Annotated in this window: 17 protein-coding genes; 2 read left to right on the top strand and 15 right to left on the bottom strand. The window is 34.0% G+C overall.

Annotated elements, in window-relative coordinates; genetic code table 11:
- Window position 1 precedes the first annotated feature (1 nt).
- Together HMPREF2642_RS02650 and HMPREF2642_RS02645 are read right to left on the bottom strand one after the other, a co-directional pair.
- Window positions 2-496, bottom strand: a complete 495-nt coding sequence (locus HMPREF2642_RS02650; protein ID WP_030058838.1) for a MepB family protein — start codon at window positions 494-496, stop codon at window positions 2-4.
- Between the two features lie 42 nt (window positions 497-538).
- Window positions 539-961 carry a MarR family winged helix-turn-helix transcriptional regulator gene (locus HMPREF2642_RS02645; RefSeq protein ID WP_030058836.1) on the bottom strand — a complete coding sequence of 141 codons (423 nt, stop codon included), beginning with the start codon at window positions 959-961 and terminating at the stop codon, window positions 539-541.
- A gap of 224 nt (window positions 962-1,185) precedes the next feature.
- Between HMPREF2642_RS02645 and HMPREF2642_RS02640 the strand changes: the two genes are divergently transcribed.
- Window positions 1,186-2,844 (top strand): FAD-binding dehydrogenase, encoded by a 1,659-nt coding sequence (locus HMPREF2642_RS02640; protein ID WP_070597641.1) that lies wholly within the window; start codon window positions 1,186-1,188, stop codon window positions 2,842-2,844.
- Between the two features lie 220 nt (window positions 2,845-3,064).
- Here HMPREF2642_RS02640 and HMPREF2642_RS02635 read toward each other — a convergent pair whose 3' ends face one another.
- The 7 genes from HMPREF2642_RS02635 to HMPREF2642_RS02605 form a co-directional block, all read right to left on the bottom strand.
- The gene (locus HMPREF2642_RS02635) at window positions 3,065-4,774 is read right to left on the bottom strand and encodes an ABC-ATPase domain-containing protein (RefSeq protein ID WP_030058832.1); all 1,710 of its coding nucleotides are present in this window, start codon (window positions 4,772-4,774) and stop codon (window positions 3,065-3,067) included.
- Between the two features lie 171 nt (window positions 4,775-4,945).
- Entirely contained in the window at window positions 4,946-6,286 is a 1,341-nt protein-coding gene (locus tag HMPREF2642_RS02630; protein ID WP_002434924.1) for a glucose transporter GlcP, read from the bottom strand.
- Window positions 6,287-6,520: 234 nt separating this feature from the next.
- Window positions 6,521-8,851: a YSIRK-targeted triacylglycerol lipase gene (gene lip, locus HMPREF2642_RS02625; RefSeq protein WP_030058830.1), complete on the bottom strand. Its 2,331-nt coding sequence runs from the start codon at window positions 8,849-8,851 to the stop codon at window positions 6,521-6,523.
- A 371-nt stretch (window positions 8,852-9,222) separates the two neighbouring features.
- Window positions 9,223-9,846: an aureusimine biosynthesis 4'-phosphopantetheinyl transferase AusB gene (gene ausB / locus HMPREF2642_RS02620; protein WP_030058827.1), complete on the bottom strand. Its 624-nt coding sequence runs from the start codon at window positions 9,844-9,846 to the stop codon at window positions 9,223-9,225.
- Complete coding sequence (gene ausA, locus HMPREF2642_RS02615; protein WP_070474273.1) at window positions 9,843-17,009, bottom strand: aureusimine non-ribosomal peptide synthetase AusA; 7,167 nt, start codon at window positions 17,007-17,009, stop codon at window positions 9,843-9,845. Before ausA ends, ausB begins: the two co-directional genes overlap by 4 nt.
- 191 nt (window positions 17,010-17,200) lie before the next feature.
- Window positions 17,201-18,448, bottom strand: a complete 1,248-nt coding sequence (locus HMPREF2642_RS02610) for an MDR family MFS transporter (protein WP_030058823.1) — start codon at window positions 18,446-18,448, stop codon at window positions 17,201-17,203.
- Window positions 18,449-18,543: 95 nt separating this feature from the next.
- Window positions 18,544-19,320 (bottom strand): 3-hydroxybutyrate dehydrogenase, encoded by a 777-nt coding sequence (locus tag HMPREF2642_RS02605; protein WP_030058821.1) that lies wholly within the window; start codon window positions 19,318-19,320, stop codon window positions 18,544-18,546.
- Between the two features lie 391 nt (window positions 19,321-19,711).
- On the opposite strand from HMPREF2642_RS02605, the gene HMPREF2642_RS02600 reads away from it, so the two are divergent.
- Window positions 19,712-19,924 (top strand): hypothetical protein, encoded by a 213-nt coding sequence (locus tag HMPREF2642_RS02600; protein ID WP_002454270.1) that lies wholly within the window; start codon window positions 19,712-19,714, stop codon window positions 19,922-19,924.
- A gap of 81 nt (window positions 19,925-20,005) precedes the next feature.
- On the opposite strand, the gene HMPREF2642_RS02595 is transcribed toward HMPREF2642_RS02600, so the two are convergent.
- The 6 genes from HMPREF2642_RS02595 to fosB all read right to left on the bottom strand — a co-directional run bounded on the left by HMPREF2642_RS02595 (window position 20,006) and on the right by fosB (window position 25,886).
- A complete protein-coding gene (locus tag HMPREF2642_RS02595; protein WP_030058818.1) occupies window positions 20,006-21,451 on the bottom strand; it encodes an MDR family MFS transporter in 1,446 nt (481 codons plus the stop codon).
- 368 nt (window positions 21,452-21,819) lie between these two features.
- On the bottom strand, window positions 21,820-22,695 hold the full coding sequence (locus tag HMPREF2642_RS02590; protein ID WP_049326425.1) for a hypothetical protein: 876 nt from the start codon (window positions 22,693-22,695) through the stop codon (window positions 21,820-21,822).
- A gap of 134 nt (window positions 22,696-22,829) precedes the next feature.
- Window positions 22,830-23,075 (bottom strand): hypothetical protein, encoded by a 246-nt coding sequence (locus HMPREF2642_RS02585; RefSeq protein ID WP_002434939.1) that lies wholly within the window; start codon window positions 23,073-23,075, stop codon window positions 22,830-22,832.
- 371 nt (window positions 23,076-23,446) lie between these two features.
- Window positions 23,447-24,061 carry a hypothetical protein gene (locus tag HMPREF2642_RS02580; RefSeq protein ID WP_070597640.1) on the bottom strand — a complete coding sequence of 205 codons (615 nt, stop codon included), beginning with the start codon at window positions 24,059-24,061 and terminating at the stop codon, window positions 23,447-23,449.
- A gap of 138 nt (window positions 24,062-24,199) precedes the next feature.
- Complete coding sequence (bioB, locus tag HMPREF2642_RS02575) at window positions 24,200-25,165, bottom strand: biotin synthase BioB (protein WP_030063538.1); 966 nt, start codon at window positions 25,163-25,165, stop codon at window positions 24,200-24,202.
- A gap of 298 nt (window positions 25,166-25,463) precedes the next feature.
- A complete protein-coding gene (gene fosB / locus HMPREF2642_RS02570) occupies window positions 25,464-25,886 on the bottom strand; it encodes a FosB/FosD family fosfomycin resistance bacillithiol transferase (RefSeq protein ID WP_002454275.1) in 423 nt (140 codons plus the stop codon).
- Window positions 25,887-25,895: the final 9 nt, after the last annotated feature.

The following is a 25,895-nucleotide window of genomic DNA, read 5'->3' as shown; positions in this document are numbered from 1 at the left end:
TTCATATCTCCCCATATAACCTTAATATAGTCTGTTTATCAATGTTTTCCGTTAAGTCTATAAAATATTTACTCTGCCATGCTTGCGTTTTTAGGGCAGTAGAATTTAAGTGTGTAACCCAACTAGGATAAACTCTAAAGGCCATTTTACCTTTCTTAAAATGATTACTTAATATCTCTCGTTTTAATAATTCATCTTTTGGAAAGATAAATTGGCCAAGTTTGTCCTTATCAATCACATTTACTATTAATTTCTCAGGAAAATTAGCATACTCAAATGGTTGATTAACTGACATCGAATCTTTAGTCCATAATGTTACGAAATATCCCTGTTTTTTATTCGTTTTCTTAGCTAATCTGCTTTTACATTTTATATGATTAATACTCAAATCAAGTGCTTCATATTCTTTATTCCATTTTTCATTAGCATATATTTCAAAGTTTATATTTAAATTTCTCACTAAATCTTCCATCAATTGAACAGACTTAAATGTCATTTACAGTCGCACCTTTTGTTTAATAATTAACGCTATTATGACTTAAGATAAATTAGCACGTTTAGCTCTTTGTATTTGTCGTTCAATACTTTCGATATCGACTTTGCTAATTAACTTTCTATAATCTTTCATGAGTTGTTGAACAATAGAATTGCCTTTGCCTGTAAGATAAATATACGTCGCACGTTGATCTTCATCACTTATATCCTTACATATTAATGCTTTCTTCGGAGATCGCAGTCGATCTATGAGACGCGACATCGCACTCTGACTCAATTTCACTTCTTTTATTAAATCATTAATTTTATACTTTTTGTCTTTCGCTTTATATAATTCATGAAGTACATAGAACTCTCTTAAACTAACACCATAGTTTTGTTTGAAATTACGCTCAATCATGTCCTCGATGTATCGAAAATATTCTGTAACTTCAACCCACTCGTCTATTCCGTTGATTTGTGTCATTCTTGCACCTCCATTGATGTCTTTAGTTGGTTAATTCTTATTATACATTGTTGCTTCTTTTGTAGAAATAAACATGGATTATTTTATTCATTTGAAAATGAAGTTCACAATAGTGGTGTTCATTTTCATATAAAGGTTATACGTCAAGGGAACTTAATGATAAAATATGTGTTAACTTGTGCATATTACATATAAAAATTGAAAATTTATAAAGGAGTATATTCATGACTAAAACTGTACATATCATCGGTGCCGGTTTAAGTGGTCTCGTAGCTGCAACGGAACTTCTTAAGAAGGTATACCATGTGACTTTAATCGACCAAGAACCTAGACAAGCTATTGGTGGCCAAGCATACTGGTCATTCGGAGGCTTATTCTTAGTCAATTCAAAAGTGCAACGTCGTTATGGTGTCAAAGATTCTTATGAATTAGCACTCAATGACTGGTTAGGCTCAGCACAGTTTGACCGTCTTGATGGAGAGGACTATTGGGCTGAACAATGGGCAAAAGCTTATGTTAAATTCGCAACATATGAAAAGGAAGACTACTTAAATCGTATGGGCGTTAAATTAACTCCAATTCTAGGTTGGGCTGAACGTGGTGGCGCTTCAGCATCGGGTCACGGTAATTCAGTTCCTCGTTTCCATATTACATGGGGAACAGGCCCTGGACTTGTAGAACCATTTAGTAATTATGTCCTTCAACAAGAGCAAGAAGGTCGCGTCACTTTCTTACCTAGACATCAAGTCACATCTATCGACATTGAAGATAATCAAGTACGCCATATCTCTGGGAATATTCTCGAAGATAGTGATGTTGAACGTGGCACCCCTTCCTCTCGACAAGTGATTGATACATTTTCATATGATGTCGAACATCTTGTTATTACATCAGGCGGTATTGGGGCAAATATCGAATTAATTAAGAAGTATTGGCCTAAACGTCTAGGCCAAGCCCCTGAACATATGATTCAAGGTGTGCCAGACTCTACTGATGGACGTTTGATTGGTATTTCTGAAAATGCAGGCGTCAACATCGTTAATAAAGATCGTATGTGGCATTATACAGAAGGCGTTAAAAACCATAGTCCAATTTGGACTCAACATGGGATTCGTATCATTCCTGGTCCTTCATCAATGTGGTTTGATGCTGAAGGACATCGTATGTCTGCACCAGATTATCCTGGTTTTGATACTTTACACACGTTGGAAACTATTATGAAAACAGGATATGACTATTCATGGTTTATTTTGACTGAAGATATCATTAAAAAAGAGTTTGTGTTATCAGGTTCAGAACAAAATCCAGATTTAACTAACAAAGACATTCAGTTGTTAATTAAAGAGCGATTAAGCAAACAAGCGACTTCACCAGTGAATGCATTTATGGAAAAAGGTGAAGACTTTGTGGTTGCCGATGATTTAGGCACGCTCGTTAAGAAAATGAATGAACTCGTAGATGATGATCTTTTAAAATACGAAGATATTAAAGCTGAAATTAAATCACGTGATTTGCAAATTACCAATTCATTTAGTAAAGACCCTCAAGTAGCATTTATTCATAATGCACGACAGTTTTTAGGAGATAAAATTGTACGAACTGCAAAACCTAAACCTTTCCTAAGTAATCAAAGTGGTAAATTAATTGCAGTAAAACTTAACATTATTAGTCGTAAAACACTAGGTGGTATTCAAACCGATTTAGATGGACGTGCTATCAACCAACAACGTGAACCTATACAAGGATTATATGCTGCTGGTGAAGCATCTGGCTTTGGTGGCGGTGGTCTTCACGGTTATCGTGCACTTGAAGGTACCTTCTTAGGTGGTTGTATCTTTAGTGGTATTAGAGCTGCTGAAGGTATCGATAAACATAACTTATAATATTTTGAAATCAAGGTTACTCATTTAGGATATGGGTAACCTTTTTTTAGGTTTTATACTCCTCGAATTTTTACTCGCAATTTTATTTCTAATTTAAGATAATAGTGAAATCAACGATGCGAAAAACCGAGCGATAAATAGCATACATAATGGACCATAAAAAGCGTATTGTTAATTTACTCAACAAAGTGAGATTTAACAATACGCTTAATCATTATCTCTATTCAGTTTTATCGCTACGAATGTGTAATCCTCTATATCTATTAATTGTACCTATCAACTCTTGTTTACGTGGTAAGGCTAAATTACCTGGGTGACCTTGATGATGTGAAATAACTTCTAAACCTTCTGCTTCAATACGTTGATATAAACGATCTGTTGCTTCAATCAATGTATCATTATCATTGAGTAATTCGTTGTTAAGATAATCTAACATCACTGCTAAACTATTAGTCTGGCTATCATCGACAAGTTGCTCTAAACCAGAGATTTGGATAGGTTCTTTACCATAAGTAACTGCATGAAGCCCTTTAGCTTTAAAACGACCATCTTTGCCTTTCTTATTGAAGCTAGATTTAAGAGGGACTCTAGACGGAATGCTACCAAATTCACTGTTGGACATATCAAGTCTTTCATATCCTGTAGATTGTGCGATGTCTTTTGCCTCAACTGTCACATCTTTCAAATGATATTCATCCATCATTAATACTTGGTCAGCCACATCAAAGTAATCTCCTGAGCCACCAACAATAAGAATTGTTGAGACATCGTAATCCTCGTATAATGGTTTAACTTTATTTGAAAATGGTGTAATCGGTTCTTTCTCAGGAGCAATCAACTTTTGCATACGTCCGTCTCGAATCATAAAATTCGTCGCAGATGTATCTTCATCGATAAGTAAAAGCGATGTCTGAGCTTCTAAAGCCTCCATCACATTTGCTGCTTGAGACGTACTGCCACTTGCATTTTCTGTTGAGAATTCCGTAGTATCTTTCTTACCTGGCAAGTGATCGATAAATGGTTGAATATTGACTTTCTCAATACTTCTGCCATCTTCAGCACGAATCTTCATCGCATCATGTTGTGTGATGACATACTCTCTACCATCTCCGTCAATGTGATTATATACACCACGCTCAAGTGCTTCGAGTAATGTGGATTTACCATGATAACCGCCACCTACGATTAAAGTAATTCCTTTAGGTATGCCCATACCTTTAATAGATTTTCCACTAGGCAAGTCTAATTGAATCTCAAATTTTTCTGGACTTTGAAACTGAATAGCGTGGTGCATAGGACGGTCAGATACTCCACTTTGTCGAGGTAAGATTGCGCCGTTAGCAACAAACGAAACAAGGTTGCGTTTGTCTAATTCTTCTCGAATATACATCTGATCTTTAATGAGATTGACTTGATCTTGAAGTTTAGAATGGTCAAGATGTTGATAGTGTAATGCTTGATCAACAATTTCTGGTAAGGTATCGATAATTGTATGTGCAGCTGCTTTACCAAGAATTTTACGACCTGCTGCAGGTAATCCCACTTCGATACGCGCTTCAATGTCAGTATCATTAATCACCACAGAGGTGCGCTCTAACATCTCTTGTCCACAGCGATCGATTTGTATCTTCCCAGATTTTTTATCCTTTTTTGTTAGCTCTCTCACCTTATTGTGCACTGCTCGCGTTAAGAAATCACTCACAGCAATACGTTTATATTTGTCATCTAATAATTGATCAGGTATGCCTGCCTCATCCCTAGCTACGATACATCTCATTTTAGAAGGTGGTGCAAACGGATCGACTTGTACATGGTCTATAGCAAGTCTAAATTGATCGAATTCATACACACCTTTCGTACGTTTATAGGCACCATATTTTTGCCCATCTAATGACTTTAAAGTGCGTTCTAGCGCTTGAGCACTTTTCAAGATAGACACCTCCATTCAATATATTTCCAACTTTCATTTTTTACCCTGAACATGAAAACTATTAAACGTTCTTTTCATTAATAATAATTAAACTATGCGCGCATACTTAAAATTAAAAAAACACTCCAAGTTCTCAATCATAAATTGAAAACGGAGTGTAATTTAGATGTTTTAATGTGTTTTAGCGCCTGTACGTTCGCGTAAATCATGTTCAATTTCTTCAAGACTACGTCCACGTGTTTCAGGTAAGAATTTAATAACAAATAGCATTGCAAGTATACCAATTACAGCGAAGATTAAGAAGACCCATTCGGTACTTAACGCATCACTTAAAATTGGGAATAGTAATGACACAATTAATGTACCAATATTAAGCACTAATGCTGAGATACCAGTTGCTGCACCACGAGCGCGCATAGGGAAAAGCTCTGGTAACATGACCCATAACACAGGTCCCCATGAAATACCGAAGAAAACGATAAATAGAGATAAACATAAGATAATAATCCACGCTGACGATGCTATACCTATTGTCCAAATCAATACTGCCATGATGATAAGTGATGCAATCATCCCAATATTACCAATGACTAATAATTTCTTACGGTCAATTTTATCAACTACAAATAATGCTGCAATTGTAACAAGAACATTAATTATACCTATACCAACTGAACCTAAAATAGATGCCGCTTCACCTAAACCAGCCTTAGCGAAGATAGATGAAGAATAGAAGATAACCGCATTAATACCGATAAATTGTTGGAATATCGCAAAGATACAACCTACAATAAGTGTTCTACCTAACCAAGGCGATTTTATTACTGACCATGATGATTCAGCAATAGCTGAGATTTCTTTCATTTCTTTAAGCTCTTTTTCAATTTCGCTATCGTCATAAGTAATCTTCATAACTTTACGAGCCGCTTCTTCGCTTCTATTTTCAAGTAACCATCTTGGACTTTCAGGCATAAAGTAAATTCCAATAAGTAGAATCACTGATGGTACAACTGCTAAACCAAGCATCCAACGCCAACCTTCAATATTAGCGAATGCATAGTTCACAAGATATGCTGCTAAAATACCAATAGTAATCATTAATTGGTTTAATGAACCGAGTGAGCCACGATATTCTGTAGGGGCCATTTCAGTTAGATACACTGGTACTGTAGACATAGAACCACCGACTGCTAAACCAATAATCAATCGTCCCACAATTAGAAGTGCAAGATTTGTAGAGAATGCAAGTGTTAATGCACCAATAATGAAGACGACAGCAATTAACATTACAAGACGACGACGTCCTAGTTTATCGGCTAATGGACCACTACTTCCTGCCCCGATAATAGCACCAATTAACATGGATGATACGACAATCCCTTCTGTCGTACTGTTTAGAGGTATATCTTTATGTATAAAAAGTAATGCACCAGAGATTACACCGTTGTCATAACCGTATAATAAACCTCCCAATGCTCCCAATATGAATATTAAATACTTATTCACTTTCATGTAAATCATCCCTTTTTTAAAAACTAAAGCAATTATACGCCTAAAATGAAAGCGTTTCAATTTATAATTTATTAAAATTTAATTACGACTAGTTTATTTAGTCTTTTAGATATTAAATATAATTAGACACAATATATCGTGTTGTTTGATTGCGATCTTCATATAGCTTCTTACATAAAAAAACACGCCGAAGATAAAGGTCCTCTATATCAACGACGTGCATATATTGAAACGTTATTTATCTGTTACTTTTTCATTTTGAACAATTTCTTCAGCAATGCTGTCCCAGAATGCTCTTAAATCATCTACTGAAATACGTGCTTCTGTACCATCTGATCCAACGAAATCACCGTGATCCCATTCATGTTTTACAGGCATTACTTGCCATACACCTTTTTTAATATCTTTCGTTGCAGGTGTGTATGCTTGGTTAAATGGATGTTGTGCTGAAACAACTGAAACTAAGCCATCATTCACTCTCCATTCTTTCTCAGGAACTTTACCAATCACATTGCCTGTAACGATATAGGACATACCCATATTAATATCAGCTTTTTGTCTACCATTCAATGCTGGTCTTGTTGATTCCCCACTGTATGTTTTATATACAATATTTGGATTGAGTGACGTATGGTGATTTAACTTACTTGTACCTTCACGACTTAAATCATAGAATGCATTATCTTTCGTTTTCCATATCTTACTAGTATTCTTAACACGTTTTAGATATTCAGCATTCGTTTCATCGTCTCTTTGAGCAAGACCCCATTGTTTTAAACCTACGTCAACTTTTGAATGTTTACTACCTTGGAATTTAGCGTAATCATATGCAAGTTGGCGAATAAATGGTTCGTTGCCGATATCAGCTGCATGAGTACCATTGTGTGGTGCTGCTAATGTCGTGATTGAAGAAACCATGTTATCTTGGCCACCTTTATATAAAGGAGAAATGTCGCCACCGTGTTTCTTTTGATATTTAACTTCTTCAGGATTACCTTTTCGAAGCATTTCTTCTAGTAAACGAACAGTTTGTCCACCCATACTATGACCAATTAAATGAATTTTTTGACCAGGCTTCCAATCGCGATACGCCCCAGCATATGTTTTACCATAACGATCATGACCGTATTTAGCAGCATGTGCAGCACCGTAATCAACTGTACCGCCTTTAATATAGTAATATAATTCCACGGCTCTATCATAGTTACTGCCGAATGCACTCACGCTCGCTTCACTAACGTTGTAACCTTTAGCTCTTAACTCTTGTGTAAGTTTAATTCGTTTACCGCCCCAGTAGTTATGACCTAGTACTGGACCATTATCTGCAGTATATCCGTTGAAGCCATGAACAAGTATGATTGGATCATGGTTTTTATATTGAATTTGTGGGAAGGATTTATCGCCTTGCTTTTTAACTTTTGTTTCAGATTGTTGTGCTGATTTCTTTTTAGGTGTAGCAATCGCATTGCGTGTTAACGTATTTAATCCTTTTTTAGATTGATCATCTTTGTCACTAGGTGAAGAATGGTCTGTCGCTTTATCATTCTTTAAATCATTTACTTTAAGTTGTTTATCTTTTGCATCTTTTTGAGATGAATTTGACTGTTGATCATTATTTAAAGCTTCTACTGGAGCTTCTTTTTCTGCAACATCGCTTTGTTGTTCATTATCTTTAGATTGCTGTGTTGTTTCACGATTTAATTCTTTATTTTGAGTTGAAGTTGATACTTTATGATTACGTTGCTCTGGTTGAGTTTTATTTGTTTTATCTTTGTCGTTATTAGGTGTTGTTGCATCAGCTTTATTATTTTGAGAAGACTCTAATGTATTTTCATATGAAGATGCTTGATCTTTCACGTCCTCAGAGGTTGTTTGCTCTTTTTCATTATCTGATTGAGTATCTTCAGATTTTGCAGTTTCCTCATTATTACGAACCTTTGCTACTTCTGAACTTGACTCTTGTGTTGTTTTATTAGCAGTTTCATCTAAATTTTGCTGCTTATTATCTTGATTTTCTTTTGCAGGTGTCGTTACAGCTGCACTTTCCTGCTTATTGACTGTATCTTGTTGAGTTTTACTTTCTTGTCCATCATTATTTTCAGGTGATTGCTTTTGTAAGTTTGATTGATTAATATCTTGTTTTGATTGTTTATCTTCTGTAGTTTGATTATCAACTGGTTGTTCTTTTGATTGATCTTTATCTGTCTGTTCCGAAGTAGATTGATCTGTCGTTAGGTCTTCATTAGATTGATTATCATTGTTTGATGGATGGTTCGCAGTGTTTGTTTGCGCTTGGTTTTGTGTTTCATCTTTATGTATAGCTGATGAAGTATCATTCTTAGTTTCTACTGTTTGGCTATCTTTTTGATCATTCGTTTGTGGCTCACTTAAATTTTCATTATCTGCCCCGTGTGATTGTGCTGTATGACTTTCAGAATTCCCTTGTACATCCTGTTCTGCCGCGTGTGCAGCGCCGCCCCCAATAAATAACATCGATGCGACAATGATTGAAGACGCACCAACACTTAATTTGCGAATACTGTAAGAGTTCTTTCTGTTTTTCATTTTTTAGCACCTCAGTTTTAATTTTTTAGTTTAGAAGCTTGCTTTAAACGAAAATATTTACGATAGCGCGTGGAATTAACTCAAATATTTTACTCAACCATGCTTTTATCATCTTCATACTCCTTTCTATTAAAAATACCTTACAAACACCTAAAGGCACCCTTATCATAAAATACGAACATTAAGCTAGCATGAAGTTACTTTTACATCTTGTTAAAGACATACAAAAAGACACTTCCTATTACCTCAAATAGAAAGTGTCTTTGATAAAATTCTATGATTTATAATTTAGACGTACAGTTGCACGTTAATGTATAAGTATTAAGTGGAATAAAGAAGTATGGATGACTTTTCTTTTCAATTACTAGTGATTAAAGTAAACAATCTAGTGATTTTTTAACTATCTCATGTTTACGACTATGATTTGAACACAAATGAATCATTCTATCTTGGCATATATATTCTTGAAAGAACACCTTGTCATCTTGATAGTATAAGGGCTGTGTTACGTCATAAACATCTAAGCCTTTGAGTAACCCTTCTCCTATCAATTTCGTATAACTTTCTTTTTTCGTCCAAATTGTATAAAAATCTTTTAATTGTCGTACTTGGTTAAATTCATTTACGGAAAATTGTGTAGCCAAGTTTAAATAATTCAAATCTTTAATTTCTTCAATATCGACGCCTACTGGATGTTGATCAATAGCGCATACAATATACGGAAAACTGTATGAAAGATTCACATTAATATGTTTCCTACTTTGAATCTCAATCTTACCATTCTTTGTAACATGATACTTCCACTGATTTATGTTCAGACCATAACATTGCTCGATACAGTACTGAATCAACATATCTCCTATTTGATGCATGACACGATCTTTTTTAAAACGATATTTTGAACGTTCAGGTTTCTTTAATTGTCGATATGATTGAAATAAACGATGTTCAATATTTGTTATGTCATCATTTATTTTCGTTAAAAATAGTGTCATTCATGTTCCTCAGATTCTTTAAATTTTTCAATGAGTAAATCTCTCCAAGCACGTAACCATTGAGAAGTGACATGAGGCCATCCGTCACCTAACTGTGCTATAACATGTTGGGTCATCTCAGATTCGATTTGTGCGGGAACTTGGGTTGTATCTCCGCTACTTAAACCGATAACCTCATGCATACCATTATTAAGCAACATTTGTTCAAATTCCTCGTCACTAATGATATTCATCTGAGTTTGTTTTGCATTCTCTAATACGCTTTGCATAGTTCTCGTATGAGGAGAATAAATATGATAAATAATTGATTGCGCTTGGGATGCAGCAATCTTCACAACATGACGTGCGGTAATATCAATAAATGATAAGTCTACAGATGTTTTACCGAAATATTCTCCAATAGATGATATTTTTAATAATTCATGCATCATAATTGAAAAACGGTTTGTCGTAAGATTTGTCATGTTTAACGCGCCAGAATAAGCACTTGTTAAATTCCCTAGTCTCATAATTTGAGCATCTAAACCATCATTAACCGCTTCTAAAACTTTGATTTCACTATAGAATTTACTTTTTGTATAAGGTGATGTAAATAATTGTTGTTTATAAACATCTTTTTCAGAAAAAGCCTTATCCTCGGTGTGGACATCAAAGACTGCTCCAACACTAATTGTCGAAATGTATATAAATTTCGCTTGATGTTGCTGTGCTAGAGCTAATAAAGCTTCGGTACTCTGTACGTTTACGTGAATAAAGTTTTCATCATCTCCGAAATGATCTGTACGCGCCCCAGCATGAATGATTGTATCAATTGTATCTTCAACGTTAAATGCATCTAAGTTTGCTAAGTCTCCTAGAACTACCTCTACCTTATCCATGAGTTCTTCAACTTTATCTGCCTCGAAGTAGCTAAGTAAATTCGCTTCAACTTTAGCACGTGCATCTTTGATAACTTGACCTCTTACTAAGCATGTCACTTTAGTAGCTTGGTCTTGTAACTCATTAATTAGATATGCACCTAAGAAACCAGTACCTCCAGTAAGGAGAACTCTTCCAAGTGAGTTTTGAGTCTCATTACTTACATTCAATTGGTAACGACGTTTGACTAATGCTTGAAGTTGAGACAAGTGATCTGGAAGTTCAACTTCCACTAGCTCTTTTCCGCCTTCAAAGACTTCTGCCAAATGTCTTATTGATTTATATTGATATATATCTTGCATAGTGAGATTTATATCATGAGATTTAAGCTTAGATACCGCAACCATCGCATCTAGTGACGTACCACCTATTTCGAAGAAGTCATCGTCTATGCCTATCGTCGGAAGCTCTAACACGTCAGCAAATATTGAAGCGAATTGGCGTTCCATATCATTTCTAGGTTCTACATATCCATTTCTTTGAATTTGTGGACGAGGTAATTTTGATTCATCTACTTTATCATTACGTGTTAACGGAATAACATCAATTGCTGTGACAGTTTTTGGAATCATGTACTTAGGTAAGTATTGATTTAACTGTCTTACGATGTCTGACTTAATGTCTTTATCGCCTACATAATAGGCATGTAGAACTTCATGTTCTCCTTGTTGATCAACGATAACTACGCTATCAGAAACGCCCTCTACTAAATTGATAATGTTTTCGATTTCTCCAAGTTCGATACGGTAACCATTGACTTTAACTTGATTATCTATTCGCCCCATAAATTCAATTTGACCATCATGTGTATATCTTGCAAGGTCACCACTGCGATATAATTTGCCTTCACCAAATGGATTATCTATGAAAGATTCAGCAGTAAGTTCAGGTCTATTTAAATAACCAGCCGTTAAACTTTCACCTGCGATACACAATTCTCCTGAAACACCTACACCACACAATTGCATACCCGATAAAATGTATACTTGAATGTTAGCTAAAGGTTGTCCTATAGGTATTGTTGATGGAATAGGCTCACCTTTAGTGTATGACCAGTTTGAAGCAATCACTGTGGATTCAGAAGGTCCATACGCATTAAAGTACGTATCGCAATGCTCTGAAATATGACGCACAAACGTTGGAGTACTTGTTGCACCACCAGTAATTAACTTAGGTATATAGAAATCTTCCATGACGTTACAAACTTGAAGTGGTATAGATGCAACCGTAATACGTTCTCTTTCAATCAGTCGTTGTAGCTGCTCTGTATCAGTACGTTCTTCATTGTTTGCAATCACAAGTGTATAACCATTTAACAGACTGCAATAGATATCCATCGCAGATGCATCGAAGACGTAATTCGCATATTGAATAAACGTTTCATCTTCCGATAATTCAAGTCTCTCTGTCCAAGCATTTACCAAGTTTAAAACATTACGTTGTCTTACCGCCACACCTTTTGGCATGCCAGTTGTTCCAGATGTGTAAATGCTATAAAGTTCATCTTCTAGACTACCCTCATATTCTGAAAATGACTTTTCAACGGGCGATTCTTTATCAATAGACTCTAATGCAATCGTTAATAGGTTAGAATCAAACTCCTTACCATAAGTTAAAATGGCTGACACTTGAGCATCTTCAATCATTAACTCAATACGTTTATCAGGATGCGTGATATCAATTGGAACATACGACGCACCTATCTTCCATGATGCAATCATACTCGCAATCATTTCAAAGCTTCTATCTATTAATAATGCAACTCGCTCTCCATATGTCACTCCATTTTTCATAAGCTCATTGGCTATACGATTTGCATAATGATTTAATTCATCATACGTCATTGATTGCCCGTTCATTTTCAGTGCAATCTCATCTTTCTTCTCATTAACTACATGATTGAATAATTGCTGTAGGGAATTATTTTCCGGGAAATATAGGGTATGATGATTAACATTTGTTTCAACCCATTCCAGCATATCCGGAGATTCTTGAATATCTTGAATTTTTAAAGCTTGAGTAGATGTCACATGTTGGATGATATTTTCAAGCTGGTAAGCAAGATTATGAATCGTCTCTTCCGCATATAAATCTGTATTATATTCAATATTAACCACATAGTCGTCTCGATCTTCCTCAATGATAAACGACAAGTCAAATTTAGCTGTTGTCGTTTGAGGTGGAATGTGCGTCAGTTGACTATGTCCAAAGTTAGCATGGTTTGTTTCGTTGTTTTGTAATACAAGCATTACGTCGAATAATGGATTACGCGAAGCATCTCGTTCATCCATCAAATCGTTAACAAGACTTTCAAATGGATACTCTTGATGTTCATACGCACCGAGACTTGTTTCTTTCACTTCAGACATCAATTGTTCCCATGTTTTATCGTTCGTTGGATGGCCACGGTAAAGTAGTGTATTCGCAAACATACCAAGCATATTTTCAGTGTCACGATGAGTGCGGGCACTTATAACGCTCCCTATGACAATGTCATCTTGGCGTGTATATTTATGAAGCAATACCATTATTGCACTTGCAAAGAACATGAAATCAGTCATTTGATGTTTCTCCACATAATTTTGCAACTGTGATTTTAAGTTCTTATCAAAATGGAACGTCAACATTTGACCATGTGTCGTCTTAATACTAGGTCTTGGATAATCTGTTGGCATATTTAATACAGGAACACCATCTTCAAATTGTTGTAACCAATAGCGACGTTGAATAGATAAATCTCGATGAGCCATCCATTCACTATAATCTTTATATTGCAGTGATAGATTAGGAAGTGATTTTTCTTGATATAAAGCATTTAAATCTGCTAATAAAATCGTATTACTCATACCGTCATTGATACTGTGATGCGTATCCATAAACAGATAATCCTCATGTGGACCATGGATATATCTTACACGCATTTGACTAGGTTGCTCTAAATTAAACGGTTGCATAAAGGCCTGAATAATTTGTTGTTCATCTGTAAGTCGTGTCGTCACTTCTTTAAAATCAGCAGCAACATTGTCTGCTACTCTTTGTTTCACTTCATTGCCATCCACTATATATTGAGTCCTTAAAATTTCGTGACGAGCAATAAGTTGGTTCAACGCTCGCTTCAATTGCTCTACGTTTAATTCAGAAGACAATCGCCATAAGAACGGAATATTATAAACAGTGTCTTCAGGATTGACACTCCACAATAAGTACATACTTTTTTGAACAGCACTTAATTCGTATTGCTCAGCTCTTTGCGCTTTAGGTATGACTTCATAGTCTTCATTTTGCATTTCCATAATGTGTTGACTTAATTGTTCAACAGTCGGTAATTTCATAATATCTCCGACTTTTAAACGTTTCTTAAGTTGGGATTCGATACGATTCACAACTAACGTTGCACGCAATGAGTGCCCACCAAGTTCAAAGAAATTATCTTTAATACCTACTTGGTCGACATGTAAGATATCTTCAAAGATTTGACATATAATACGTTCACCTTCGTTACGTGGCGCCACATAGTTTGATAAATCAACTCTATCAATATCCGGTAAAGCTCGCTTGTCTAATTTACCATTGATAGTGATAGGTATTTTATCTATTTTCATGAAATGAACTGGAATCATATATTGTGGCAATGTTTCACTTAACACTTCTTTCAAGTGACTCGTCGATTGAGATTGTTGCGCTTCATAATATGCCACAATTTGCTTGTCTTGCTCCTCTTCACGCACAATAACGACTGCTTTATTAATATCTCTAATCGCTTCAATTGCTTTTTCAATTTCTGATAGTTCAATTCTAAAGCCACGAATTTTAACTTGCTTATCGATACGACTGAGATAATCAATATGACCGTCTTCTTGAAGACGTACTAAATCCCCACTGCGGTATAGGCGCTCATTTTCAAAGGGAGAGGTGATAAACCTTTCAGCAGTGAGCTCTGGTTGATTTAAATATCCCTTCGCCAGACCAGCGCCTCCTATGCATAATTCCCCAGGCACACCTACACCACATAAGTGCTCACCTTGCATCACGTAAACCGTTGTTCCATTGATTGGTTGACCAATAGGAATTCGATTTGGCATCTCATCAGGTATCGCATAAGTCGTCGTGAATGTCGTATTCTCTGTTGGACCATAACCGTTAATGATTTGAGGATGGCGTTGACGTGAGTTTAATAGATTCACCCATTTCGCATTTAGCACCTCACCACCAATTAATAGATACGTTAAGGGTTCTAGCGCCTCGATACGTTCACTTGCAATTTGATTGAAAAGGGATGACGTTAACCACATCGTGTTGACTTGTTGATTCACAATTGTTTGACCTAATTGAACAGGGTTAAGTAAAGTATCTTTCGACGTTAATACTAAACATCCACCGTTTAATAGCGCACCATAAATTTCAAATGTGGCAGCATCAAACGCTACAGTTCCCGATAATAAAATAACCGTTTGATCATTTAATTCAACATAATTAGGTTCATGAACTAAACGATCAATCCCTCTATGAGGAACCACTGTCCCTTTAGGCTTACCTGTTGTACCTGAAGTATAAATGATGTATGCAGTATCCTCATCAGTATTGATATGACTTGGGTTGTCAGTTTCCGCTTCGTCGCCATTCCAATCAAATGTGTCTAGTTCAATTTGAGGAACGTCAGACTGTATTGTCGCTTGATATGTCACGATTGCTTTAGGCTGTGCATCTTCAATAATAAAGGTTGTTCTATCTTCAGGATAATCTGGATCAATCGGTAAGTATCCAGCGCCTGCCTTTAAAATACCTAACATACCTATAACCATTTCGATACTTCGTTCTGCCAAGAGCGCGATAATATCATTGGGTTGTACATGATAAGTGTGTCGCAAATATTGTGCCAAACGATTCACATGGTAGTTCAATTCCGCATATGTCATGGATTGTTGTTCATATTGCAATGCTATTTGATTTGGATACTGTTCTACTTGATATTCAAAACGTTCCATTACCGTTTGATAAAGTGATGAACTTGTTGAATGGTTGATGTTTTGATAGATTTCAAAATCATTTTCATTACATAATTCTATATCTTTAATTATCTTTGAAGGATTATGTGTTAATTGCATATTAATACTTCTAATTAAACTAACTAATGTTTGAATCGTTAGCTCATCATAGGCATTTGTATTGTATACAATATCAAAGCCTTGGTGAGGACGTGGATATATTTCTATGTCAGCTAATAAAGAACTATCACTATGCAATCGATGAACTTTATGTTCGGTGTGATTTAACTCAAAGTACTCGTTAAATTGCGTTGCATGTATGATTGTTTCGAATTCCATATCACTTGCATTAGGTTCACTTAAGAAACCTGTCCCGTTGGCTTTCATATCATCTATCGCTAATTCCCATTCATTCATAATTACGTCTGCAGAAAGCGTAGTGTCTATATTTAAACTCAGTGGTGCTACAAGTGTGTTAAGTAACATCATATCGTCAGTTTTGTCATATTCCATTGGAAAATGAATTCCCAACGTCACTTGATTGGACTGACTCAAAAAGTAATTCGCTAAATAAGTGCTTGTAACTAGACGAGTCATATCAAATGATTCAAGATCTACACTTGTATGTTCAACTTGTGGTTGTTCTGAATTTCGTTTTATAGGCATGTATGATTCACAATCTTGATCGGCATGAGCCATTTCAAAGTGATTTAAATGTTGTTGATTGTCCTCATTTGAAGCATCAGTCGCTACATTCATTTCTTTAATCATGTGATAAAAATCCGATACAGTATGTTCATGAAATAGACCATAGCTATACGCGATATTTAGTTGTTTAAAGAAATCATCTAACTGGCTATCATTGAAAATCATGGAATGGAAATCTAAAAGTAAGAACGTTTCATCTAAAAATTGATAAATTGTAAAATTAAATAGAGGTAATTGATTGAAATAGTAGGAATTCAACTCTTGGTTGAGGTAAGTCGTGATATCAACTTTTTTAGAACATTGATTCACTTCTTTAATCTGTATAAATGGGAAAAATTCTCGCACATTGATGCGCAATTGGTCGTTACAATGCTTGAATGTCGCCCTCAACTGTGGCTGATGTTGTACTACATCTAGCAGTGCATACATCAATCGATGACGCTCGATATCTTGATCTAATCGAACCCAGTACGTCACCCTCTTTGTAGTTGAAGTTGATTGTAAATATTTTTGATAAAAATAGTGTTGAAAATGCAATGTTTCAATAGTCATTCAAGTCCTTCTTTCGTACTCATACTTTATAATACTCACTAACAAATAACTTACATATATTCTCTAGATAAGCTATATATTAGTACATTCAAAGGTTTGAAAACAATTACTAAAGTGAATTTTTTACAAAATCTTAATAAATATATTTTATTTTTAATCACGAGCAATTTAGTAGGTTATAAAATTCACAATTAATGATTTTCATTATTAGCCTTTAAATTAAATTGGTACACCGCACGATAGAGCAATATACTTCCTAAAGTAAGAATCAGCGCCATATAAATCGTCATACCTAGGGCGTTCATCAATACGCCTAAAATAATACCCAGTCTTGCAATTAATTGCGCAAAGTTAAAACTTAATGCACGTATTGCAGAATATGTGCCTCTCTTCTGTGCAGGAATCATCTTATATCTATGTTCTTCAGTAATCGGAGAGTAAATCATCTCACCTAACGTGGCTATAACCATAACTATCATAAGTAAAGTAAAATCATTTAAATAGGTAATGCCTGAATAACCTACTACATACATGATGAGACCTACAAATAACGCTTTTTGATTATTCATTTTCAAGATATATTTAGATACAAAATACGTTAAAGCTATTACAACTAGCGTATTAGTCATAATTAAAATTGAATACATTTTAACTCCATCAATTGAGACATGAAACATTGATAAAGTTTCGAATTCCTTTTTAAGTCTAATTGAAACATAAGATGACGTGGATAATTCACCCATTAAAAGAATACTTGAGCCGATAATTAAATACATAAATAATTTATCTTTTAGCACAAGCTGATAATTACGTAAAAAGCCTTTCAAACTTAATACATTATTAAAAGTTTGTCCCTCTTTATTCAACGGTTTGGCGTTATCATTAGGAATCCAAATATATAAAGCCACGAATACAAGTACGAAAATCACAAAAGCGATCAAAAACAACGCCGATTTATTCGCGTGATACATGGCTCCTCCTAAAAATGCACCACAAGCAACGGCTACGTTAGTAAGCCAATAACTTACTTTATATATGTAATGTTCAACTTCTGGCGTAATCGCGTCCATGATCATCGTTTCTATAAGCGGTGCAATCATACCAGACGAAATACTAAAAACCGTATAAGCTATGCAAAATATGATGATAAGCAATGTCTGATTAGAGACTGAAAATGCCATTGCAAGCAAACTTATACACTCAATAATTTGATATATAAGCATTGTGCGTTTTTTAGGATAACGCTCAATAATATGCCCCGAAATCATCGAAATTGGAAAATTGATTAAAACTAAAATAAAAAGAAATATACCTGAAAAGGCCTGATTGACCATATCCGTTAGGTATAAAGCTATAAAAGGCAAAAATGCCATAACAATTAAATTTTCAAAGAAACTACATATTAATCTTACTTTTAAGGTGATGCTCATTTTTCTCATTCTATCTTTTCTCCCCCTTAAGCTTGATAAGTATTAAATTGTAGATACTTTTCTTAGCTTAACAGTATTTTATTTTTAATTAAGAGGTCATACTATTACTGGACTGTATAACCACCATCTATAATAATAGCTTGTCCTGTCACACTTTTCGTCGATTTACTTGCTAAAAATATGGCATAATCGGCAATTTCTTGAATATCGATTAATCGTTTTTGAGGAATTAATGGGAACAACACTTCATCCATCACTTGCGCTACGTCTACATTTCGCATTTGTGCTAAGTCTTCCATCTGTCCTCTAACAAGTGGTGTGTCGATATATCCAGGACAAATCGCATTCACTGTGATACCGTCCTCAGCTGTTTCTAAAGCTGTTACTTTTGTTAAACCAATAATTCCATGTTTAGCGCTATTATAAGCTGATTTTCCTGCGAAACCGATGACACCATTAATAGATGACATATTTAAGATTCTGCCATAGTGTTGCGCCTTCATAATAGGAAGAACATGCTTTGTCATTAAAAAGGCACCAACAAGCATGATATCTATCATCTGTTTAAACTTTTCAGTTGGAAAGTCTTCTATATTAGCTACATTCTGTAAACCAGCATTATTAATAACAATATCTATACGACCATATTGATGTCTCGTCTCAGCGATAAGATGCTTCACATCTTCCTCATTAGAGACGTCCGCTTTGATAGCCCGACAGTCATAGCCTTGTCGCTGAAATTGGTGGAAGACGTTATTAAGGCCTTCTTCATTAATGTCTGAGAAGACAACTTTGGCGCCTTGTTCAATAAAGGATTTAGCAATTTCTAAACCAATACCACTCGCTGAGCCAGTAATAATAGCTACTTGATCTTTAATCATATGTATAACTCCCTTCACTTTATTAAAATATCAAATAATGTATTAGTTATATTTATATTACATTAAATTAATTAAATATCGACATGTAATTTTTTTCTATCTCTTTTTTTATTTAAAACTATTAACAACATCATAGTGTGATGTAACATTTTATACAATAGGCAACTGCATTTTAACTTTTTATAAAAAACGTGAATATCACTTGAGGATATTTTTAAAAAAGCACGATAAGAATGGAATTAATGCATACGGTGCGCAGTCTTACCCCTAAATTTTTTTAGACTAGTAGCTACGATATTTTATGTATTAAAAAATTTACCAGCAAAGTTTTTTATAAATTTCATCGAAATTGTCTTTTTATGTTATTGTAAAATAAAAAAGGAGTTTCAATATGGGCTATATATTGCTATGGATTTTTGCGATTTATGGTATGATTCGATTTGTTTTCGGTATTGGTAAAGGGATTACAAGTTTTGTTAAAGGCATGTTTTTAGGTGCAATCGATGGTTATAAACACCCTGAGAAATACCCAAATCACCTTTCGAAAGAAGAACAAAGACGTCAAAGACATAGAGAAGAACGCGCACGACAAAAAGATGCTTAATTACATATATAAAAAGAAAGATGGTCATTTCCTATTACCTAGGAAATGACCATCTTTCTTTGTGCTATTTAATTGTGAGTTTTATTTTTCAGAGGAAGAATCTGTATCTTTGGCGTTGCGATTCTCTTTAATAAATAACGCAAGTATAAAGCCAATCACAATTAATACTGTGGTGAAGATAAATGCTGCATCGACACCTTGAACTGTTGATTCTCGTGCTAATTTCACTTTAGACATCGTATGATGCGTAGCCGTATAATTCTTAGCTACAATTGATAATATTGTAATACTGATAGCAGTTCCCATCGCACCTGCAATGATACGTAGAGAGTTCATAATTGCTGTGCCGTGTGAAATTTCTTCTGGTTTAAGCGCATTAAGACCTACTGTATTAAGTGGCATAATAAGTAAACCTACAGAAATCATACGTATTGCGTAAATCACTACAACATACCAGAATGGCGTTTCTGTAGTTAAGAATGCATGTAATATCGTCATTATGATTAATACTGTAAATCCAGGAATAACAAGTACCTTGATGCCATATTTATCAAAAATCTTACCAGTATAAACTGAAATAAATGCATTGAACACTGCACCTGGTAGTATCACTAAACCTGAAAGTAATGCTGAGAGACCTAATCCAGTTTGAACGTACATAGGAATAAGTAGAGCAGGTCCAACAATACCTATAAAGACAAGCATTGAAGCTATAGCAGATAATGTAAATACTTTGCTTTTAAATACGCTTAAGTTTAATAATGGATGGTCGATTTTTAATTGACGGAATGTAAAAATTGCAATCACGATTAAACCTAGAATAAATGTAGTGATGACTGGGATCGATGCGATTCCAAATGTACTTACACTACTAAATGCGAATAGAATTAAGCCGAAACCAAATGTTGAATAAACGACTGATATTTTATCGAGTACTGTTTCTTTAGTTTGACCGTTATTCTCAACAAAGAAGAACCCAATTGCGAATGCGATAAGTGCGATTGCTGCAACGATGTAGAATGGCATTCTCCAACTAAAGAAATCGATAAGTAATCCTGTAAGTGTTGGCCCAATCGCTGGTGCTGTTTGCGCCACTATACCTGTGAGACCCATTGCGAATCCGCGTTTTTCTACAGGGAATAGTGTAAACACTGTAAATTGCATTAGTGGAAGTAATATTCCAGCACCGATTGCTTGTATAATACGAGCAACCATTAGGATTTCAAATCCTGGAGATAAAGCAGCTATAATTGAACCAATGAGGAACGCTGCCATAGAAAAGATATAAAGTTTACGTGTCGTATATTTATCCATTAAAAATGCTGTGAGTGGTATCATGATTCCGTTCACTAGCATAAAGCCTGTGATCAACCATTGTGCAGTTGTTTCTGTAATGTTCAATCCTTTTATAATTGCGGGCAATGCAGTATTTAAGATCGTTTGGTTTAACATTGCCACAAATGCGCTAATAAGCATCACTAACACAATGGTGTTACGTTTGGCGGTTGTCATTTCATTACTCGCCATGACATCTTACCCCTTTCAAAAATAAGTCCATTAAAAACTGTATCACTTTTGGTTAGCCTAGCAAACTATTTAAGTTTATAATTTGATTTTCAGTTTAATTTGATTTTAAAAAAAGTATTTTCTTGATAGCTTTTAGATTTGTAAATTGAGTTAACATCGTTGCTAAGAAGCTTATGAAGTGAGCATGGTGTATGAAGTGAACAAACTTTTTAATGTTGAATGCTAAAAATATCCATTGAATAATGTAACAAAAATAAATACGACAGTGAATCATTATTCTTAAAAGTTGAGTTAAAATACCTAACTGTTATTTGGTCAACATATAAAAAATGGTTCTCTATTAATATTGAGAACCAGTTTAGCTTGTATTATTTAATTCTTTTACCATTTTCATCAAACTTAGCTACTTTGCCATTAACAGTTGTATAAGTAGCTACAATTTCACCATCTTTATTACGACAATTAACTTTCCAGTTTCCATCTTTTAGCCAATGAACAACATCCCATAGATATTTATCATTATCTAATGAACCGCCTTCAAGTTCAGAAATAAATTTATATACTTGGCTACTTCCATGAGCCATGACTCCACCACGTTCATACAATTCTCTTGGTGATAATCCATTGTATTTCCATTCATCGTTTGAGATAGGTAATTGATTGCTCACGTGCATCTTATTCGCAAGTTCTGGAAGCGCCCTATTATTTTTAACTTTGTCATAGACCTTTTGGGTACTATACTCTTTGCCATGCTCTAATAACTGTTGATAATCTTTGATACGAATTTGAGATCCACTTAGGATAATCTTTTTGTCACTAATACCAACTATTGCTTGGGCTTCATGATTACTAGGGTATATTGAATAAAACTTCATACCTTTAGGCGCGTTGGTGAATTTTGGATAGTTAACTAATACAAATTGTCCTATCTTTCGATATTCATCTTTATCATTTCTAAAAGAGCCTATCAAAATATTATTTTTAGTTAATGTGTATTTCCCTTTATCATCAGCGCAAAAGATAAGTGCTAATTTCATCTTTTCTGATAAATTCTCCACTTTATCTTTAGCTTTGATATCAGTATTAGTATTTTTTGATGAAGCTTCTTTGTGGGATGTTTTGTTGTCTTTATCTTTTTTAGTCGGATTTTCTGCTTTATCATTTTTATGTTCTGTAGAATTGTCGGTGTTACATGCGCCTAAAAATAGTGAAAATACTGTGATGAGTATTATTATTTTCTTCATAAAATGTAAATCCTCTCGGTGTTTAGTCATGGTGTGGTGGGTTACTTTTATTTTGTATAATTATTTTTTATTATAATAAAATTATTTATGTAAAGCTAACTTATTTTTATCAAAAACCACAAAATTTATTTCTCTTAATTACGTTTTTGAGCATCTTCCCATTCTACAGATAAAATTAGTAGTGAAATAACTATCATTATAATCGTTCCAACTAAATTTAATTGTAAATCTCCGGTCTTATAAGTATAGATTAATCCAGCCGTAACAATCACAGGTACTACAAATCCTAAAAGTTTTATACCTGTTCTAGATAAAGCATAATGAATTGCCATAATAAGAACATAAATGATTATCGGTAAAAATTTATGTAAATATTCCATAAACTTAAGTATCCTCCAATATTTAAAACTATTATATTTTATGTATTATCATTTTTCATAATAACGTAATTTAGATATTTATTCATTGCTTTTTTAGATAATTTTTGAATTCTCTTGTCGCCTCCTCTTTATATTTAGCTTTATCAAGTATAGCTACAAATACAAATTTAAATGGTCTAAAGTTGCCAAAACTATCACTTATAATTAACGCTCATTACGCCTCATAAAAGTTAAACATGTTTCACGTAAAACATTTGTATGTAAAATACATTAATTCGAAGTGCAGTTATTAACAGCTTTGTCCCAACATCTTAAAAATTTATCTAGAAACGTGTCTTTATAAATATAAAAACTCGCCTTCTTCAAAATTTTTATGAATCAGATATTAATTTTTCAGCTACATTGCTAGCTTTATTATTCATATTTCTTGTTTGGTATGTGTCTATAAATGTAAGTTTAATAACCTCGTCTAATTTTTCTTTTCTATAGTTATCTTCTAGAATTTCTGTCAGGATGCCATCATTATTTTTTATAATGTTTCTTATAACTAGAGTTATATCTTCGTTAAATTTCTCAAATTCCCAAACATCTTCACTTACATTCATAAAAGGTGTTAGTTTGCCTCTAATATTTAACAAACTCAATGCATCTTCTTCATCCTTTTTTTCTAAATTTGGTGTAAGTGCAAGCTCTTCAATTTCTAAATCACTATTAAACTCATAAAATGCATAATAAGCTTCTTCATCCTTTAACATATGTATTAAGCTGTTTTTAGATGTTGCTTTACCATAACGTGCTTTGTTTTTAGAGAGTTTATATAAATAAAGCTTTATTAAAATCAAAGTCGCGTTTTTAATGTATGTTATATTATTTGGTTCTTTTTCATCTAAAGTTTGGTCTACTTCATCATGTAAATCATTATGAATATGAACTAATTTATTTAAACGATTATCTAATAGATTTAAAGATAGTATATAATCCTCCATCGTTCTCCCTCCCACATGTTCAATATCCCTAATAACGTATATTACACCTCAATAAATTTACTAACCACTGTTTAAAAAAGCCATAGACAGCGTTTATGCACTCCGTCTATAGCTATAATACAATTCTAAATATCTGCTTTAACTATCTATTTCAAACCCTAAATCTTTAATCATGTGGTAATCCTCTTCGTTAGGTTGACCACCCGTAATAAGGTAGTCTCCAACAAAAATAGAATTAGCTGCTTTTAAGGCTATTGCTTGTAGTGAGCGCAGATTAACTTCTCGTCCACCAGCAATTCTAATTTCTTTCGTGGGATTGATTAAACGGAACATTGCTATGATTCTTAAACATTTCATTGGCGACAATAAGTCTAGACCTCCAAATTTTGTTCCCTTAATCGGATGTAAGAAATTAATCGGAATGCTGTCTGCATCAATTTCTTTCAATGCAAATGCCATATTGATTACATCCTCATTCGTTTCACCCATGCCACAAATAACACCAGAACATGGAGAAATGTTATTAGCTTTCATCATTTCAACTGTATTCACTCGATCTTCATATGTATGCGTAGTCACCACTTCATCGTGATATCGCTCACTTGTATTTAAATTATGGTTATATCTATCTACGCCCGCTCCTTTAAGTTTTTCAGCTTGTTCTTCTTTTGTAAGTCCTAGACATGCACAAATTTTTAATTGTGGGTGCACTTTCTTAATATCTTCAACCGTTTCACAAATATGATCTACTTCTCGATTCGTGGGTCCTCGTCCACTCATGACAATACAATATGTGCCAATTTGATTGTCTGTAGCAACCTGTGCTCCCGCTTTAATTTGATCTTGATCTACCAATGCATAGCGTTGTTTTTCCTTCATCTTTACCGATTGACCGCAGTAACCACAATCTTCAGAACAAATTCCACTTTTCGCATTAAGAATCATATTTAATTTCACTTTTTTACCATAGTAATGTTTTCTTACGATGTACGCTTCATTCAAGAGTTCAAACGTATCGATATTTGGATCTTCATATATCTTCAAACATTCATCTTGTGATAATCCTTCGTGATAAAGAACACGTTCAGCTAAGTTTAAATTCATGATAATTAACCCCTCATTTTTGAAAATTAAAGTTCAGCAAGTGATGCCCTTATTAATGTAAACTTTATATATTTATAAGTTTACATTAATACTTTGATGAATGAAACCTTGCTTACTAAAATAAAAAAAGCCATGCCAATACGTACGTGTATAGGCATAGCTATCTAGCATATATTTACATTTTATGAACCGTCTAATTTCCCATATATTAAAAATCAATTTGTTTATTCGATTTAAATTTTATTTAACTCTCGATGTTTTCAACCTTTTATTATGAAGTTAAATAGTATTTTAGAGACTAGTAATAAAAAGTCATATGTGTTTTTTCTTTTTTATAATAATCTAATCTATCGTTTAAAGTACCAGTGTGTAATTCTAATTTGTGACCATCTGGATCAGTAAAGTAAATTGACTTTTTATCTTGATGACTTCTCTTTCGTCCTTCTAATATATTTACATTATGTTTTTGAAGCCATTTGTACCATTCTTCAAACTCATTTTCATTAATTGAAAATGCAATATGTGTATAAGAATATTTAATTTCTGTTCTAGGTACATTAACCTCTTCATTTAAAGCAACCCATAGACCACCAATATCAAAATACGCAGTAGTTTTGCCACTAACTAATAATTCCCCTTTTAAAACATCTCTATAAAATTTAATTGATTCAACTAAATTACTAACTGAAAAACATATATGATTAATACCTTGAATATTCATAACTACACC

The organism is Staphylococcus sp. HMSC055A09, assembly GCF_001809655.1.
Taxonomy (GTDB): domain Bacteria; phylum Bacillota; class Bacilli; order Staphylococcales; family Staphylococcaceae; genus Staphylococcus; species Staphylococcus capitis.
The sequence above is the reverse complement of the archived record's forward strand: the minus strand, read 5'-3'. Positions and strand labels throughout refer to the sequence as shown.

Coding starts and splice junctions, on each gene's coding strand:
- lip (WP_030058830.1), bottom strand. CDS start 8,851: ATGAAAAACAGAAAGAACTCTTACAGTATTCGCAAATTAAGTGTTGGT.
- HMPREF2642_RS02600 (WP_002454270.1), top strand. CDS start 19,712: ATGGGCTATATATTGCTATGGATTTTTGCGATTTATGGTATGATTCGA.
- fosB (WP_002454275.1), bottom strand. CDS start 25,886: ATGAATATTCAAGGTATTAATCATATATGTTTTTCAGTTAGTAATTTA.
- HMPREF2642_RS02630 (WP_002434924.1), bottom strand. CDS start 6,286: ATGAAAGTGAATAAGTATTTAATATTCATATTGGGAGCATTGGGAGGT.
- HMPREF2642_RS02595 (WP_030058818.1), bottom strand. CDS start 21,451: ATGGCGAGTAATGAAATGACAACCGCCAAACGTAACACCATTGTGTTA.
- HMPREF2642_RS02640 (WP_070597641.1), top strand. CDS start 1,186: ATGACTAAAACTGTACATATCATCGGTGCCGGTTTAAGTGGTCTCGTA.
- HMPREF2642_RS02585 (WP_002434939.1), bottom strand. CDS start 23,075: ATGGAATATTTACATAAATTTTTACCGATAATCATTTATGTTCTTATT.
- HMPREF2642_RS02580 (WP_070597640.1), bottom strand. CDS start 24,061: ATGGAGGATTATATACTATCTTTAAATCTATTAGATAATCGTTTAAAT.
- HMPREF2642_RS02605 (WP_030058821.1), bottom strand. CDS start 19,320: ATGATTAAAGATCAAGTAGCTATTATTACTGGCTCAGCGAGTGGTATT.
- bioB (WP_030063538.1), bottom strand. CDS start 25,165: ATGAATTTAAACTTAGCTGAACGTGTTCTTTATCACGAAGGATTATCA.
- HMPREF2642_RS02645 (WP_030058836.1), bottom strand. CDS start 961: ATGACACAAATCAACGGAATAGACGAGTGGGTTGAAGTTACAGAATAT.
- HMPREF2642_RS02590 (WP_049326425.1), bottom strand. CDS start 22,695: ATGAAGAAAATAATAATACTCATCACAGTATTTTCACTATTTTTAGGC.
- HMPREF2642_RS02610 (WP_030058823.1), bottom strand. CDS start 18,448: ATGAGAAAAATGAGCATCACCTTAAAAGTAAGATTAATATGTAGTTTC.
- ausA (WP_070474273.1), bottom strand. CDS start 17,009: ATGACTATTGAAACATTGCATTTTCAACACTATTTTTATCAAAAATAT.
- HMPREF2642_RS02650 (WP_030058838.1), bottom strand. CDS start 496: ATGACATTTAAGTCTGTTCAATTGATGGAAGATTTAGTGAGAAATTTA.
- ausB (WP_030058827.1), bottom strand. CDS start 9,846: ATGACACTATTTTTAACGAAAATAAATGATGACATAACAAATATTGAA.